14 protein-coding genes are annotated in these 14,481 nt (G+C 71.0%); 6 read left to right on the plus strand and 8 right to left on the minus strand.

Annotated features, from left to right (window positions below; all coding sequences use genetic code 11):
• The first annotated feature begins 185 nt into the window (after window positions 1-185).
• Genes OG521_18095 through OG521_18115 form a run of 5 tightly spaced genes read left to right on the plus strand, consistent with a single transcriptional unit; the run spans window position 186 to window position 4,531 of the window.
• The gene (locus OG521_18095; GenBank protein WUW22601.1) at window positions 186-1,190 is read left to right on the plus strand and encodes an ATP-binding cassette domain-containing protein; all 1,005 of its coding nucleotides are present in this window, start codon (window positions 186-188) and stop codon (window positions 1,188-1,190) included.
• Complete coding sequence (locus OG521_18100) at window positions 1,187-1,981, plus strand: ABC transporter permease (protein ID WUW22602.1); 795 nt, start codon at window positions 1,187-1,189, stop codon at window positions 1,979-1,981. The genes OG521_18095 and OG521_18100 overlap by 4 nt, the downstream gene beginning before the upstream one ends.
• A 17-nt stretch (window positions 1,982-1,998) precedes the next feature.
• Window positions 1,999-2,769 carry an alpha/beta fold hydrolase gene (locus OG521_18105; GenBank protein WUW22603.1) on the plus strand — a complete coding sequence of 257 codons (771 nt, stop codon included), beginning with the start codon at window positions 1,999-2,001 and terminating at the stop codon, window positions 2,767-2,769.
• Between the two features lie 17 nt (window positions 2,770-2,786).
• A complete protein-coding gene (locus OG521_18110; GenBank protein WUW26723.1) occupies window positions 2,787-3,707 on the plus strand; it encodes an ATP-binding cassette domain-containing protein in 921 nt (306 codons plus the stop codon).
• A complete protein-coding gene (locus OG521_18115; GenBank protein ID WUW22604.1) occupies window positions 3,704-4,531 on the plus strand; it encodes an ABC transporter permease in 828 nt (275 codons plus the stop codon). The genes OG521_18110 and OG521_18115 overlap by 4 nt, the downstream gene beginning before the upstream one ends.
• A gap of 144 nt (window positions 4,532-4,675) precedes the next feature.
• Here the strand turns inward: OG521_18115 and OG521_18120 are convergent, their stop codons facing one another.
• The 8 genes from OG521_18120 to OG521_18155 form a co-directional block, all read right to left on the minus strand.
• Window positions 4,676-4,906 (minus strand): hypothetical protein, encoded by a 231-nt coding sequence (locus OG521_18120; GenBank protein WUW22605.1) that lies wholly within the window; start codon window positions 4,904-4,906, stop codon window positions 4,676-4,678.
• A 198-nt stretch (window positions 4,907-5,104) separates the two neighbouring features.
• The gene (gene trpD / locus OG521_18125) at window positions 5,105-6,121 is read right to left on the minus strand and encodes an anthranilate phosphoribosyltransferase (GenBank protein WUW22606.1); all 1,017 of its coding nucleotides are present in this window, start codon (window positions 6,119-6,121) and stop codon (window positions 5,105-5,107) included.
• 104 nt (window positions 6,122-6,225) lie between these two features.
• Complete coding sequence (locus tag OG521_18130) at window positions 6,226-6,420, minus strand: hypothetical protein (protein WUW22607.1); 195 nt, start codon at window positions 6,418-6,420, stop codon at window positions 6,226-6,228.
• 145 nt (window positions 6,421-6,565) lie between these two features.
• On the minus strand, window positions 6,566-9,532 hold the full coding sequence (locus OG521_18135) for a tetratricopeptide repeat protein (protein ID WUW22608.1): 2,967 nt from the start codon (window positions 9,530-9,532) through the stop codon (window positions 6,566-6,568).
• Window positions 9,533-9,674: 142 nt separating this feature from the next.
• Entirely contained in the window at window positions 9,675-10,451 is a 777-nt protein-coding gene (locus OG521_18140) for a hypothetical protein (protein WUW22609.1), read from the minus strand.
• A 59-nt stretch (window positions 10,452-10,510) separates the two neighbouring features.
• Window positions 10,511-11,527, minus strand: coding sequence for a trypsin-like peptidase domain-containing protein (locus OG521_18145; GenBank protein ID WUW22610.1), 1,017 nt, complete (start codon window positions 11,525-11,527; stop codon window positions 10,511-10,513).
• 145 nt (window positions 11,528-11,672) lie between these two features.
• Complete coding sequence (locus OG521_18150; GenBank protein ID WUW22611.1) at window positions 11,673-11,942, minus strand: DUF3263 domain-containing protein; 270 nt, start codon at window positions 11,940-11,942, stop codon at window positions 11,673-11,675.
• 32 nt (window positions 11,943-11,974) lie between these two features.
• Complete coding sequence (locus OG521_18155) at window positions 11,975-13,192, minus strand: extracellular solute-binding protein (GenBank protein WUW22612.1); 1,218 nt, start codon at window positions 13,190-13,192, stop codon at window positions 11,975-11,977.
• Between the two features lie 293 nt (window positions 13,193-13,485).
• Here OG521_18155 and OG521_18160 point away from each other — a divergent pair, with 293 nt between their 5' ends.
• Window positions 13,486-14,397: a sugar isomerase gene (locus OG521_18160; protein WUW22613.1), complete on the plus strand. Its 912-nt coding sequence runs from the start codon at window positions 13,486-13,488 to the stop codon at window positions 14,395-14,397.
• Window positions 14,398-14,481: the final 84 nt, after the last annotated feature.

The following is a 14,481-nucleotide window of genomic DNA, read 5'->3' on the forward strand; positions in this document are numbered from 1 at the left end:
GCGCATCACCGCGGTACTCGCATTCGACCTGGGGACACAACCTAGGAATGAGCGCTTTCGCCGCGTTATTGAAAGCCTTTCAGTCACCGCACCAGCGGCGGCATAAGCCGGTGATATGCCGCCGATAAGCCGCTCGCCTACTTTCGGGTGTCGCCGCCATTCCCGCGGAAGACCGAGAGGATCTGATGACAATCACGCCCCCTGCGATACGGACAGAAGATCTCGTCAAGAACTTCGGGGACACTCCCGCCGTGCGGGGTGTGAGCCTTGAGGTTCCGACCGGCACGGTCCTTGGTCTGCTGGGCCCCAACGGGGCCGGCAAGACCACCATCGTCCGGATGCTGTCCACGCTCGTGAAGCCGGACGGAGGCCGCGCCCTCGTGCACGGCTACGACACGGCCAAGCAGTCCCGTGAGGTGCGCTCGCTGATCGGCATGACCGGTCAGTACGCGGCCGTGGACGAGGACATCTCCGGCTGGGAGAACCTGTATCTCATCGGCCGCCTGCTCAACATGGGCCGCAAGGAAGCCCGGTCCTGCGCCGGCTCCATGCTCGAGAGGTTCCGTCTCACCGACGCCGCGCACCGCCCGGTCGCCGGCTACTCCGGTGGGATGCGCCGCCGCCTCGACCTCGCCGCCTCCCTGATGGGCGAGCCCCGGGTGCTCTTCCTCGACGAGCCCACCACCGGCCTCGACCCCCACAGCCGCAACGAGCTGTGGGAAGAGGTACGGAGCCTCAAGAGGAACGGCGCCACCGTGCTCCTGACCACGCAGTACATGGAGGAGGCCGAGGCACTCGCCGACGCGATCGTGGTCATCGACCACGGCCGGATCATCGCCTCGGGCACCAGCGCCGAGCTGCGCGAGCGGATCGGCGGCCCGGTGCTGCGGATCACCCCGGAGCGGCCCGCCGACCTCACCGCCGTCCGCACCGCGCTGATCGCGTCGGGGCTGCGCCCCTCCGTCGGCGACCAGGACACCGACCGGGTCTCCCTGCCGCTGAGTGCCGGCGGACACGAGCTGACGTCCGCGATCCGGGTACTCGGCGAGGCCGGCCTCCCGCTGGCCGGGGTCGACACCCACGTACCGAGTCTGGACGAGGTGTTCCTGACCCTCACCGGGACCGGTGGGGCGGGTTCGCCGTCCGGCGGCCCCGCCACGAACGACGAACTGACGAGGAGTGCGGCATGAGCGTGGCGATACCCACGGCCGGGGTCCCCGGCGTGCAGGAGGCCGTGCGCCATTCCCTGGCCATCTGCCGGCGCAATCTGCGCAAGGTGCTCAGCAGCCCGGGGCAGGTGCTCGACGCCACGCTGATGCCGGTGATCTTCGCCCTGATCTTCGTGTACGTCTTCGGCGGCGCGATCTCCGGCAGCAGCGGCGCCTACCGGCAGTACGTGATGCCCGGCATCATGGCGCTGACCACGACCATCGCGTCCCGGACCTCGGGCACCAGCCTGAACGTGGACTTCACGACCGGTGTGATGGACCGGTTCCGCTCCCTGCCGATGGCCCGCTCCGCGGTGCTGACGGGCCGGATCCTCGCGGACACGATCCGCATGCTGGTCAGCCTGCTGACGGTGTTCGGCTTCGCGCTCCTGATCGGGTTCAGGGTGCACACCGGGCCACTGCAGGCACTGGCGGCGATCGGGCTGATCCTGCTGTACGGGATCGCCCTGGCCTGGCTGCACGCCCTGATCGGGCTGACCGCCCGCACCATCGAGACGGTGCAGAGCGTGGGCATGCTGGCCATGGTCCCGCTCCAGTTCGGCAGTTCGATCTTCGCGGCGCCGGGCACCATGCCGGGCTGGCTGGGCTTCCTCGTCGAGCACAATCCGATGACCTCGGTGGTGGACGCCGCCCGCAACCTCATGGTGGGCGGGCCGGTGGCGGGCCACGTGCTGACCGCCCTGGCCTGGAGCATCGGCATGATGGCCGTCCTCGTCCCGCTCTCCGTCCGCCAGTACCGGAACCGGAAGTGACCGCGCCGACGGGAGCCGTGCCGTACTCTCCCTGGCTGCGCGCGCCCGCCGCCCCCGGCTCCGGGGTCCGTCTCGTGTGCTTCCCGCACGCCGGTGGCGCCGCCAGCTTCTTCCGGGACTGGGCGCAGCGGCTCGGCCCGGCGGCCGAGGTGTACGCGGTCCGCTATCCCGGCCGTGAGGACCGGATCGGTGAACCGCTCGCCCGCACCATGGAGGAGCTCACCGTCCCGCTCGCGGACGCCCTCGCGCCACTGTTCGACCGGCCGGTGGTGTTCTTCGGGCACAGCATGGGCGCGTCCGTCGCCTACGAGACGGCGCTGCGCCTGGCCGACCGCGGGGCCGGCACCCCGGCCGCGCTGCTGGCCTCCGGACGCGCCGCGCCGCACCGGCTCGTCCCGACCGGTCTCGCCGACCGGGACGACGTCGCGCTGATCTCCGATGTGCGCAGCCGGGGCGGGCCCCTGGCCGAGGCGCTGGACCACCCCGATCTGCTGGAACTCGTCCTGCCCGCCATCCGGGCCGACTACCGGCTGCTGGACGACTACGCCCCGAGGGCCCGGCTCCGCACCCTCGACACCGCGGTGACCGCGTACTACGGCGAGCACGACCCCCATGTCAGCCCTGATTCCGTACGGGCCTGGTCCGGTGTGAGCCCGGACCGGTTCACCTCGCGCGGATTCGACGGCGACCACTTCTACCTCGTGCCGCACGCCGCCGCCCTGGCCGACGACGTGTCCGGCCGGCTGACCTCTGTGACACCCCACCCCCACCTGGAAAGGACCTGTTGATGACTGCACCGGCCCCCGTGGTCGAAGCCCGCGGACTCACCAAGCAGTACCGCGGCAAGACCGCCGTGCGGGATCTCAGCTTCACGATTCAGCCCGGCCGGGTCACCGGCTTCCTCGGCCCCAACGGGGCCGGGAAGTCGACCACCATGCGGCTGCTGCTGGGCCTGGACCGGCCCGACAGCGGCACCGCCACCATCGGTGGCAAGCCCTACGCCGAACTGACGAGCCCGCTGCGAACCGTCGGCGCGCTCCTGGAGGCGAAGGCCGTCCACAAGGGACGCAGCGCCTACAACCACCTGCGCTTCCTCGCCCGGACCCAGGGCCTGCCCCTCACCCGGGTGGACGAGGTATTGGAGCGGGTCGGGCTCACGGAGGTGCGCAAGGCCCGGGCCGGCGGATTCTCGCTCGGGATGGGCCAGCGTCTGGGCATCGCGGCCGCGCTGCTCGGCGACCCCCGGATCCTCCTGCTGGACGAGCCGGTCAACGGGCTCGACCCGGAGGGCGTGCTGTGGATCCGTAACCTCATGAAGTCCCTGGCCGAGGAGGGCAGGACCGTCTTCGTCTCCAGTCATCTGATGAACGAGATGGCGGTCACCGCCGACCACCTCATCGTCATCGGCAGGGGCGCCCTGCTCGCCGACTGCCCCGTGGCCGAGTTCATCGACTCCAACTCCGCCTCCTCCGTCCTGGTCCGCACGCCGGACGCGGTACGCCTCAGCGGCCTGGTCACCGCGGCGGGGGGCGAGGTCATCGCCGGCCCGGACGAGCTCGTGATCACCGGGGCCGACACCGCGCACATCGCCGCCATCGCGGCGGAGAACCGCATCGTCATCCTTGAACTCACCCCGCAGCGCGCCTCCCTGGAGGAGGCGTTCATGCGCATGACCAGCGAGAGCGTCGAGTACGGGGACGCCACGCCTTCCAGGAGCGCCGCATGACCACCACCCTTCCCTCCCCCACGCTTCAGCTACCTGCCCGCAGCGGTGGATTCACCGGCCTGCTCCGCGCCGAGTGGATCAAGCTGACCTCGGTACGTTCCACGCTGTGGACCCTGGCCCTGATGACGGTCACCGCGATCGGTGTCTCGGTGCTCATCTCCGCGATCACCGCCTCGCAGTGGGACGGCGCCTCGACGGCCGACCGCCAGGGCGTCGTGGACGACCCGGTCGGCACGATCTTCGGGGCCCTGGGCCTGGCCGAACTCGTCATCTGCGTCCTGGGCGTTCTCGTCATCACCAGCGAGTACTCCACCGGGACGATCCGGGCCAGTGTCCTCGCCGTGCCGCGCCGCTCCCCCATGCTGGTCGCCAAGGCGGTCGTCTTCGCGGCGCTGACCCTGGTGGTCGGCGAGATCGCCGCGTTCGCCTCGTTCTTCGCGGGTGCCGGGCTGCTGCAGTCGCACGCTCCGGTCTCGCTGGACGACCCGGGTGTGCTGCGGGCCGTCGCCGGTACGGGGCTCTTCCTCGCCGCGATGAGTCTGGTCGCTCTCGGGGCGGGGGCGCTCATCCGTCACACGGCGGGGGCGATCGCCGGCGTCATCGGCTTCGTGCTGGTGCTCTCGCCGCTCGCCTCCAGCCTGCCGGGGACGGTCGGCGAGCACGTCTCCGCGTACCTGCCGACCAACGCGGGCCAACTGATCGTGTTCGCACACCCGGACCCGGAGGCGCTGCTCAACCCGTGGCAGGGCCTCGCGGTGTGCGCCGTGTGGGGCGTGGCGCTGCTGGCCGTCGCCTCGCTCCGGCTGAAGCGGCGTGACGTCTGAGCCGGCCCTGCCGGACGAGGAGAGCCCCGGACCACGGTCCGGGCTCTCCCATGGGGCCCTGTAGTCCGTTCGGGAACGACAGACGGGAGGGGCGGGACCGGTTACCGGGTCCCGCCCCTCCCGCTGTGCGTACGCCCCGCACCCTCACGGCCGCTCGTCCACCGCATCCTCCAGGAGCCGCTGAATGGCCGCCACGCGCTCGCGGACCTCGGCCAGTTCGGCGCGCAGCCCGTCCCGCTCGGCCGCGGCGCTCCTGGCCGCCGCACCCCGGTCCCTGGCACGTTCCGTCGTGAACCAGAAGAGCCCCGCGAGTACCAGGATCGTGCTGCTCAGCATGATCGAACTCGCGATGACGGCACCCGCGGCGGAATTCACGGCCTCACCTCCCAGCGGGCACAGAGCCCAATTGTGAAACGGTTTGCATGTTTTCTCAATGTTAGCCATCGGGTCTGAAGTCGAACAGGTAGGAAATCCCTATACTTTCGGACAATGATGAGCGGGGAAAACAGCTGAGCCGCCCCGGGGAACAGGACGGCTCGAATTGCTGAAATAAACAGGAGGAAAATAAATCGTTCAGGCGGCGGATTCCATGGCGTACTGAGCCGTCGCCTCGACCCAGCGGTCCAGCGTGCCGGCCGCGGCCCCCGAGTCGATGGAATCGGCGGCACGGGCGACGGCCGGAGCCAGCCGCTCCGTCACCGTACTGCCCCCGGACGGTTCGGCCGACGCCAGAGCCGCCGCGGCCGAGAGCAGCACCGCGTCGCGCACCGGCCCGGGCTCGCCCGCCAGCACGCGGCGCGCGACCGCGGCGTTGAACTCCGCGTCCGCACCACGCAGCGCCTGAACGGGGGCGTACGGAATGCCGACGCCGCGCGGGTCGAAGGTCTCCCGCCGTACGGTGCCCTCCTCGACACTCAGCACGGTCGACGTGGTGGTGACGGTCAGTTCATCGAGTCCGTCGTCGCCGCGGAAGACCAGCGCCGTGGAACCACGCCGGGCCAGCACCCCGGCGATCAGCGGCAGCAGCCGGGCATCGGCGACACCCACGGCCAGGGCCGTCGGGGACGCCGGATTGGTCAGCGGGCCAAGGGCGTTGAAGACCGTGGGGATACCGAGCTCGCGGCGCGGAACGGCCGCGTGCCGCATCGCCGGATGGAAGTCCGGCGCGAAGCAGAACGTGATGCCGACCTCCGCGACGAGCCCGGCAACCCGCTGCGGAGCGAGCCGCAGGGTCACCCCCAGCTGTTCCAGCACATCGGCGGAACCGCACGCGGAACTGGAGGCGCGGTTGCCGTGCTTGACCACGCGCACACCGGCGCCCGCCACAACGAGCGCCGACATGGTCGAGATGTTGACGGTTCGGGCCCCGTCGCCGCCGGTGCCGACGACGTCGACACACGGCCCCGGCACCTCGATGCGCACCGCGTGGGCGAGCATGCCGCTGACGAGCCCTTCCAGCTCGTTCACGGTCTCCCCCTTGGCGCGCAGGGCGACGAGAAGTCCGGCAATCTGAACGGCGGATGCCTCCCCCCGCATGACGCGGTCCATCATCCAGGACGCGTCGGGGGCCGACAGGTCACGCCCGTTCATAGTGGCGTGGAGCAACCTCGGCCAGGTGGGACGGGGGCTGAGCGGAGCGGTATCAACGATCACCGTTTCTCCCTGTGGAACATCGGCGGGCCGGGCGCTGCGGTTCAGTTCCAGTCCTCGTTCCCCGGCCCACTGGTCAGCGGGGTCGCGGAGGCCGACTCCGTCGGCCCACCCGCGACCGAGGTTCTCGCGGCACCGTCGGCCACGTCGGTGCCGACGTGAACGGCGGTCAGCAGTGCCGCCGCCCCGATCAGTGCGACGGTGGTGTGCTTGATGCGTGAACCCCAGGTGCGCTGCATGTCGTTCCCTCTCCCGTGAACTCCGCTGAGCTGCGGCTTTCTTCGACGGGATGAACGTTATGAAGGCACGGCTTCGGCTCGGTATTGTCCGGACTTCGTGGCCCGCGCCGGACGATAACCCCTATGTCAGACGGGCGCCGTTCGCTCAGGGAGACTCCACCCGCCCCACATCGCCCTGGTCGAGACGCGCGAGAATCCGGTGCGCGCGCTCCTCCCAACGCGGCGCACCGACCTGGCTGAACAACGCCTCGGCGGCCGTCAGACAGTCCCGGGCCTCCGCGGACCGGCCACTGCGCCGGGCCGCCTCGCCGAGAGCCAGACTGATCATGCCCTCCACGAGGGGGCTGTCGACGCGCTGGGCGATGTCCAGCGCGTCGAGCAGGGTGATCTCCGAGAGCTCGGGTGACCCGGCACCGAGCCTGGTCTCGCCGAGGCCGAGCAGGGCGTAGGCCAGGCCGACCATGTCGGACTTCTCCTTGACGATCAGCACCACGCGCAGGAAGGCCTCCTCCGCGGAGCCCCACCGCTCCAGGGCCAGATGGGCACGGGCCACCCGGTACGTGGACTGGGCCAGGTTGCGCTCCCCGCCCTCTCCGATGCTCTCGGACACCCGGACCGCTTCGACCCCCAGCTCCAGGGCGACTTCCGGCCGCTCGCGTTCGAGTTCCAGCTGCGCCATCCCGCTGAAGGCGTACGCCTCCGACGAGAGGTCACCGTGCTTGCGGAAGACCGGCAGCGCCGCCTCAAGACGCCTCATGGCCGCTCCGACGTCGCCCCGGATGCGGTCGATGACCGCCAGGCTCTGCAGCACCAGGGCCAGGCCCAGCTCCTGCCCCACCGCCGCGTACAGGTCCAGTGCGGTCAGGAGGTGCTTCTCGGCATCGTCCAGCTTGCGCAGCCGCAGTTCAGCCGCGCCCAGGCTGTGCGACATCGTCGCCCGGCCCCGCACGTCCCCGGCGGCGCGGGCGGCCTCGAGGGCCTGCTCGGCGCAGGCCCGCCAGTCGTCGATGTAGTTGCGCGTCTCGAAGAGCACCGTCATGGACAGGGTCAGGTCCCAGGCCAGGGCCGTCATACCCATCCGCGCCGCCTGACCGATCGCCGCGACCAGCGGGAGCCGCTCGGACTCGTACCACTCCAGGGGCAGCGACAGCAGCGACTCGAGCAGCACAGGATCGGTGGGCCTGCGTGGAACGTCGCTGTGCACGATGCTGAAGTGGCCCCCGTACTCACGCCGATGGGCCTCCTCGGCAATGGTGAGGCAGGTGCGGAAGACCCGCTCGCAGGCGGCCACTCGGTCCGCCTCCTGCTCCTCGTCCTGGGCCCGTTCCCACGCGTACAGGCGCAGCAGGCTCTGGAAGCGGTAGCGGAGCTGACCCGTGGCATCGACGCCGATGACTTCGAGGAACTGGGCGTCGACGAGGTGCTCTATGAGCCGTTCCGCCTCCAGTACGTCGATGTCCAGCAGCGCGCCCCCCACCCAGGCGGTGACGTCCGGCGCGTCCAGCAGACCGATCCGCCGGTACAGCCTCGCCGCCTCCGGGGGCAGGTACCGGTAGCTGAGGGCGAATCCGGCACGTACCTGGGACTCCCCCTGACTCAGTTCGTCGAGCCTCCGGCGCTCGTCGCTGAGCCGCGCCACCAGATGGCGGACGCTCCAGTGCGGCTTGGACGCAAGGCGTGCTGCGGCGATCCGCAGGGCGAGCGGCAGTCGGTCGCAGAGCTCGGTGAGACGCACGGCGTCGGCATGCTGGGCGTCCACCTTGCCCCTGCCCACCACATGACCGAGGAGCTGGAGCGCCTCCGCCTCGGACAGCGGCCCGAGGTGCACCCGCGCCTGTTGCGACGAGGTCACCAACGACTCCAGCTGCTCCCGGCTGGTGACCAGCACGCAGCACTTGCCGCTGCCCGGCAGCAGCGGCCGGATCTGCGCCAGTGTGCGTACGTTGTCGAGCACGATCAGGACGCTGCGGCTCGCCAGCATGCTGCGGTAGAGCGAGGCCCGTTCCTCCGGAGCGGCCGGAATCTGCTGGCTGGGCACGCCCAGTGAGCGAAGGAGCCTGCCGAGCACTTCGGTCGCCGCAGTGGCTTCGTAGTGTTCGTCGTAGGCGCGCAGGTCGGCGAAGAGCCGGCCGTCGGGGAACCGGTCGGCGACCCGGTGGGCCCAGCGCATTGCCAGCCCTGTCTTGCCCACCCCGGCGACCCCGGTGATCAGCCCGAGCGGAGTGACGTTCTCCTCACCGGTACCGGTCATCAACGTGTCGAGTGCCGCGAGTTCGGCGGCACGGCCTGCGAACCCCGGTACATCGGGCGGAAGTTCCGACGGAATGATGACGACGTCCTCGGCGGCGGCCGACCGCTCCCGCGGCGACTGGGCCGGTTCGGCGGCCACGGCCGCCAGGGACGGGTCGTCGGCCAAAATCGCGTCGTGCAGCTCCTGGAGATCGGGACCGGGTTCGAGGCCGAGCTCGTCGATGAAGTGGCGCCGGGCGTCACGGAAGGTCTCCAGCGCCTCCGCGCGACGGCCCGACCGGTACTGCGCGAGCATCAGGTTGTGCCGGGTCCGTTCACGCAAGGGGTGTTCCCGTACGACGGCGGCCAGTTCCGGGACCAGTTCCTGTTGGCGTCCGAGCTCCAGCTGCACCGACGTGCTGTCGTCGAAGACATTGAGCCGGAGCTCCTCCAGGCGGCCCGCCGCGTCCTCGACGAGCTGGCCCGTCACCCCGGTGAGGGCGGGCCCGCGCCACAGCCCGAGCGCCCGCGCGTAGGCGTGCGCGGACTCGGCGGTCCGCCCTTCCTCGGCTGCCAGTTCGGCTTCCTGTACGCGGCGGCCGAAGTCCACCGCGTCGATGTCGTGACCGGCGGTGTTCAGCTGATAGCCGGGGTGCGCGGTGGCGATGATCTCCTCGTCCACTCCCTGGGCTCTGAAGGTCTTGCGCAGCGCCGCAATGCAGATCGCGATCTGCGTGCGCGCGGTCGCCGGTGGTCTGCCGTGCCACACCACATGGACCATCGTGTCGACGGACACGACGCGGTCCGGACTGAGCAGTAACAGCGCGAGAATGGTGCGCTGGCGTGCGCCGCCGACCGCGACGCGGGTCTCCCCGTCCGTCACCGCCAGTGGTCCCAAAATCCTGAAATTCAGACGTTCCCCCACGATTCCCCCTGCTGTACACCCCCGCCCCCCGAGGACATGCGCAGATCACGTTACCCAACCACGCGTTCGAAAGGGGAGGGAAAAGGGCCGCGGACGGCCTTCACGCGATCGCGGCGGGCCGCTCCGGGCCGCTGGGTACGGCCGCTCGGCACACCACCGCGGCGGTGTATCCACGGGGAACGGCCACCTGATCCACGGTCCGGTCCCCGATGGTCCCCGGGCCTGCCGCACACCCGCCGCGGATCAGCGCGCGGCCGGCCGCCGTCCTGCGGGCCGCCCGCCGTGCGTCCCCCCTCGCGGCCGGGTCGCTGTCCTCGGCGAACGGGGCGGCACCCACCCCCACGGTCGTCCCGGCCAGCGCGTAGACGACCAGATCGCCGCAACGGTCCCAGGACAGGTGCACGGGCCCGGCCCCCTCGCCCGCCGCCACGCAGTCGTGCAGCCGTGCGCACAGCGGGCAGGCGCCGTCCAGGACGGCGACCCGGCCCGGCAGACACCCCAGATGCGCTGCGGCGAGCAGCCGCAGCCCTCCGCGGACGACGGCGAACCGGCGTCGTGCCGCGCCCGGTTCGAGTCCTGAGTACACCCCGTGTTCCGCCGCCGTGAGCGCGGCTGCACCGGCGGCCTCGTGGCGCGGACCCTGCTGCGACAGCAGCAGGGTCCACACCTGCGCCCCCTCGGCCGGAGGGCGGAGCCGCTCGGGGGGCGAGGCGAGGCCGAGCACGGACGAGGGAAGCCGGCCGCCGCCCCCTTCTCCTCCGGGCCATGGCGGCCGCATCGGGAGGGGCGACGGCCGGCTCGCCCTCATCCGCTCGGGTGTCCAGCGGTACGGAGGCCCGTCGACGGGCTCATGCCCATGGCCTGGTTCGTCCCGCATCGGGCTCCCTCCGTCCTCCTTCACCGTACGGCTCAGGCCGCCGTCGGGCCTTCAGGACTTCAGGGCCGTGCCCCGGCTATCTGCTCCATCAGGTCCACGAAGTCGACCGCGCGGTCGTCGAACTGCGGCGAGAACGCCGTACCGCCCGCGATGCCCTGGCTGGTCAGCCCCGCGACGTGTCCGGAGCCTGTGGCGGGGTCGTAGCCGACGATCCACGGGCCGCCGCTCGCCCCGCCGGTGATGTTGGGGCAGTCGGTTTCCCAAAGGTTCTCGGGCGGCGGAGCGGGCAGGATGAGGTCTTCGCAGAGCTCTTGGTGCTCCCCGTCAAAGGGCTTGCCGGAGTATCCGATGACGGCGACGGGCTCGCCGTTGTCGACCTCGTACTCAGCGGCCAGCGGCTGGCCGCCGACCGCTTCCCCGAGCCGCTGGCCCTTACTGTTGTTCTCGGTGATCACCATGCCGTAGTCGTGCTCGAAATCGGGCTCGGATCCGCTGGACCAGAGCGAGTCGGTGGCGATGTTCCACGCCTCGAACAGCCCGTGCCCCGAGGCGCCGTTGTCGTACGCGGGGACGAAGACGATGTTCTTCATCCAGCCGCCGTCCGGGCCTTCGTGCAGACAGTGAGCCGCGGTCAGCACGAGTGTCTGCGACGCTGTGGCGACGGCCGTCCCGGTGCAGTGGGAAGGCGTCCCGTCCGGGTGGTTGAACAGCAGATAGCCGACGGTCTCGGACAGCGCCTCGTCCGCCACGGCCGCCGCCGCCGTTGTCCCCGCCGCGGTACGGGCCGTTGCCGCGCCCCCTTCCTCGTCCCCGATCGCCTCGCGCATCCGCTCGGGCGTCCAGTAGGCCCGCAGCGCGGCCCGCTGCGCCTGGCTGCCGGGACCAGCACCGGGAACGTCGATGCGCGCCCGGGTCATCGTCATGAGGTCGTCGTCACCGACGGCCTGCGCCGACGGGGCCGCCACCAGCGAGGCGAGTACCGCGCTCAGGGCGACGAGCAGTCCCCCGATCCTGCGGCGGTTCCCGGCCCGGAGCCCTCTCTTCTCGTGCGGCCCGTTACTGCTCCGTTCGGACATGAAGAGTCCTTTTCCCTAGGAAGCCTGACGCACACGGAGTGCCGCGTGCGTCAGACGACGCTAGGAAAGGGCGACTTCGGACTCCTATCGTCCGGGCTTCGCTCCGCGAAGCGGCCCCGTCAGGAGCGGTGGGCGCGACCGGATGTCACCGGCGTCCACGCCTGGCCTCCCGCACCCGCCGCAGCCGGTTCACCGTCACCGGGTCCGCCTCCAGCGCCCGCCGGTCGTCCAGCAGGGCGTTCAGCAGCTGGTAGTAGCGGGTCGGGGAGATGCCGAGCCGCTCCCTGATCGCCCGCTCCTTCGCCCCCGGGCCCGCCCACGACTGCCGCTCGACGGCCAGGACCGCGCGGTCCCGGTCGGTCAGCGGAGTGGAGTCGTCGGGGCCGGCGGGGCCGTTCGGGGGGAGGGCGGTCATATCAGCCAATATATTGCGCGGGCGGCGGGCCGCTACTCCGCGTTCTCCGCGGCCGTCGACTCCTGCGCGATGTGTTCGAGCACGCTCCCGGGGTTGGCGCCCGGCTGGACCGCCTTGCCGATGTTCTGCTTGATCGACTCACTGGCCTGGGCCCAGGAGGTCTTGCCGAACGGGTAGAACTCCGCGTTGGGCAGCGTGGCCAGGAACTTGTGCAGCGGCTTGAACCTGGGGTCGTCCTCCATCGCGGCCGACGCGCTGTCGGTGACCGGCAGCAGGTCGTAGGTGTCGGCGAACTCGATCACGTTCTTGTCGCTGAACATGAAGTCGAAGAACTTGCCGATCTCGACCCGGTGGTCGTTCTGCTTGAACCCCATGATCCAGTCGGCGACGCCCATCGACTCCTTGATGGGGCCGTCGGTGCCGGGCAGCTGCACCATGCCGACGTCCACGCCCTGCTTCTCGGCCTCCTCCATCAGGGTCGGGTGGCCGTTGAGCATGCCGACCTCGCCCTTGGTGAACGCCGCGAAGGCCTTGGCCCGGTCGAGCTTGCCCGGGGCGACCGGGCCGACGAGACCCTTGTCGACGAGGTTCGACTTCAGCCAGTCGAAGGTCTTCACGTTCTCGACCGAGTCGATGTCGTACGAGCCGACGTCGTCGGTGTAACCGCCGCCGCCGCTGAGCAGCCACATCATGGTCTCGGCCTGGGACTCCTCCTGGCCCAGCGGCAGCGCGAAGGGGTAGGACACCCCGCGCTGCTTGAGCGCCGCGGCGTCGGCGGCTATGTCGTCCCAGGTCTGCGGGGCGTGCAGACCCGCCTTGGAGAAGAGCTGCTTGTTGTAGAAGAGCAGCCGGGTGCTGGCGACGAACGGCAGCCCGTACTGGATGCGGTTGACCCGGCCGGCCTCCGCGAGCTTCGGCAGGAAGTTCGCCTGGGTCGGGATGCTGAGCATCTGGTCGGCGGAGTAGAGCTTGCCGGCCTTGGCGTAGTCCGCGTACGCGCCGATCTGCGCGATGTCGGGGGCCTTTCCGGCCTTCACCATCTCGGCGACCTTGCGGTCGATGTCCGTCCACGGCAGGACGGTCACGTCGACCTTGATGCCGGGGTGGGACGCCTCGAAGCTCCGGGCGACCCCGTCCCAGTACGTGTCGGACTTGTTCGCCTCGCCGGTGCCGTAGTCGGCCGCGACGAGCTTCAGTGTGACGTCGCCCGAGCCGCTCTCACCGCCGCAGCCCGACAGCGTGGCCGTCATCCCCAGTGCGGCGACAATCGCCGTCAGTCCCAAGTAACGCCGCTGCACAGCCCAGTCCGTCCTCGTTGATCACGCCATCCGCGGCACCCACGTCGGCATGGGGCCCTCCGGATGAGCTGCGATTTTCCCCCACCCCTCACCAGGAGGTCTACACCACACGGGTATCGCTTCCGCAACGCAGCCGCATTGCACCGGACGCGGAGCGGCTGCTAAGGAGGTCTCGGCCGGACACCCGGACACCGCGGTGTCGCCGGACCTCCCAGCCATCCGCCAGCCGCAAGGAGCCGTCCAGCATGTCCCGTACCGCAGCAGAAATTGCCACCCAGCCCAGCTGCTGGCGACGTGCCGCCGAGGCGGGTGCGGTCTTCGACGGACTGCCGCGTCCGGGCGAGCGGGTCGCCGTGACCGGGTGCGGCACCTCCTGGTTCATGGCCATCGCCTACGCCGCGCTGCGGGAGGCGTCCGGGCAGGGCGAGACGGACGCCTACGCCTCGTCGGAGTTCCCCGCCGGGCGGGCGTACGACCGGGTCGTGGCCATCACCCGCTCGGGCACGACCAGCGAGGTGCTGGCGCTGCTGGGCGAGCTGCGCGGGCGGACGGCCACGGTCGCGCTGACGGCCGACCCGAAGACCCCGGTGATGGAGGCCGCCGACACGGTGGCCGTCCTGGACTGGGCGGACGAGGAGTCCGTCGTCCAGACCCGCTTCGCCACCACCGCGCTGGCCTTCCTGCGGGCCGGCCTGGAGGCGGCGGGCCCACTGCCTGCCGGGGTGAAGACGGTCGCCGAGGCCGCCGTGGACGCGGAGCTGGCGGTGACCGAGCCGCTGGACGAGGCGGTGGTCGCGGCCGAGCAGTGGACGTTCCTGGGGCGCGGCTGGACGTACGGGCTCGCGCAGGAGGCCGGGCTGAAGATGCGCGAGGCGGCGGGTGCCTGGACCGAGTCGTACCCCGCGATGGAGTACCGCCACGGCCCGATCGCCATCACCGGCCCGCACCGGGTCGCCTGGGTCTTCGGCGCCCTGCCCGAGGGGCTCGCGGGCGAGGTGGCCGCCGTCGGCGGGACGCTCGTCGCACACCGCTCCGCCGATCCGATGGCCGACCTGATCCGGGCGCAGCGGCTCGCGGTGGTCCTCGCCGAGTCCAAGGGGTACGACCCGGACCACCCGCGCAACCTCTCGCGCAGCGTGATCCTGCCGGGCGCGTAAAGGTTCCGTACCCGCCGACCGCCGGTTGCGGACGGATGTCGGCGGGTTGCGGCCGTGTTGCGCCCCCGACTTTTGTATGGATGC

The sequence above is a fragment of the Streptomyces sp. NBC_01463 genome (assembly GCA_036227345.1).
Lineage (GTDB): Bacteria > Actinomycetota > Actinomycetes > Streptomycetales > Streptomycetaceae > Streptomyces.

Coding starts and splice junctions, on each gene's coding strand:
- OG521_18155 (WUW22612.1), bottom strand. CDS start 13,192: ATGACGGCCACGCTGTCGGGCTGCGGCGGTGAGAGCGGCTCGGGCGAC.
- OG521_18140 (WUW22609.1), bottom strand. CDS start 10,451: ATGCGGGACGAACCAGGCCATGGGCATGAGCCCGTCGACGGGCCTCCG.
- OG521_18150 (WUW22611.1), bottom strand. CDS start 11,942: ATGACCGCCCTCCCCCCGAACGGCCCCGCCGGCCCCGACGACTCCACT.
- trpD (WUW22606.1), bottom strand. CDS start 6,121: ATGAACGGGCGTGACCTGTCGGCCCCCGACGCGTCCTGGATGATGGAC.
- OG521_18115 (WUW22604.1), top strand. CDS start 3,704: ATGACCACCACCCTTCCCTCCCCCACGCTTCAGCTACCTGCCCGCAGC.
- OG521_18145 (WUW22610.1), bottom strand. CDS start 11,527: ATGTCCGAACGGAGCAGTAACGGGCCGCACGAGAAGAGAGGGCTCCGG.
- OG521_18160 (WUW22613.1), top strand. CDS start 13,486: ATGTCCCGTACCGCAGCAGAAATTGCCACCCAGCCCAGCTGCTGGCGA.
- OG521_18095 (WUW22601.1), top strand. CDS start 186: ATGACAATCACGCCCCCTGCGATACGGACAGAAGATCTCGTCAAGAAC.
- OG521_18100 (WUW22602.1), top strand. CDS start 1,187: ATGAGCGTGGCGATACCCACGGCCGGGGTCCCCGGCGTGCAGGAGGCC.
- OG521_18130 (WUW22607.1), bottom strand. CDS start 6,420: ATGCAGCGCACCTGGGGTTCACGCATCAAGCACACCACCGTCGCACTG.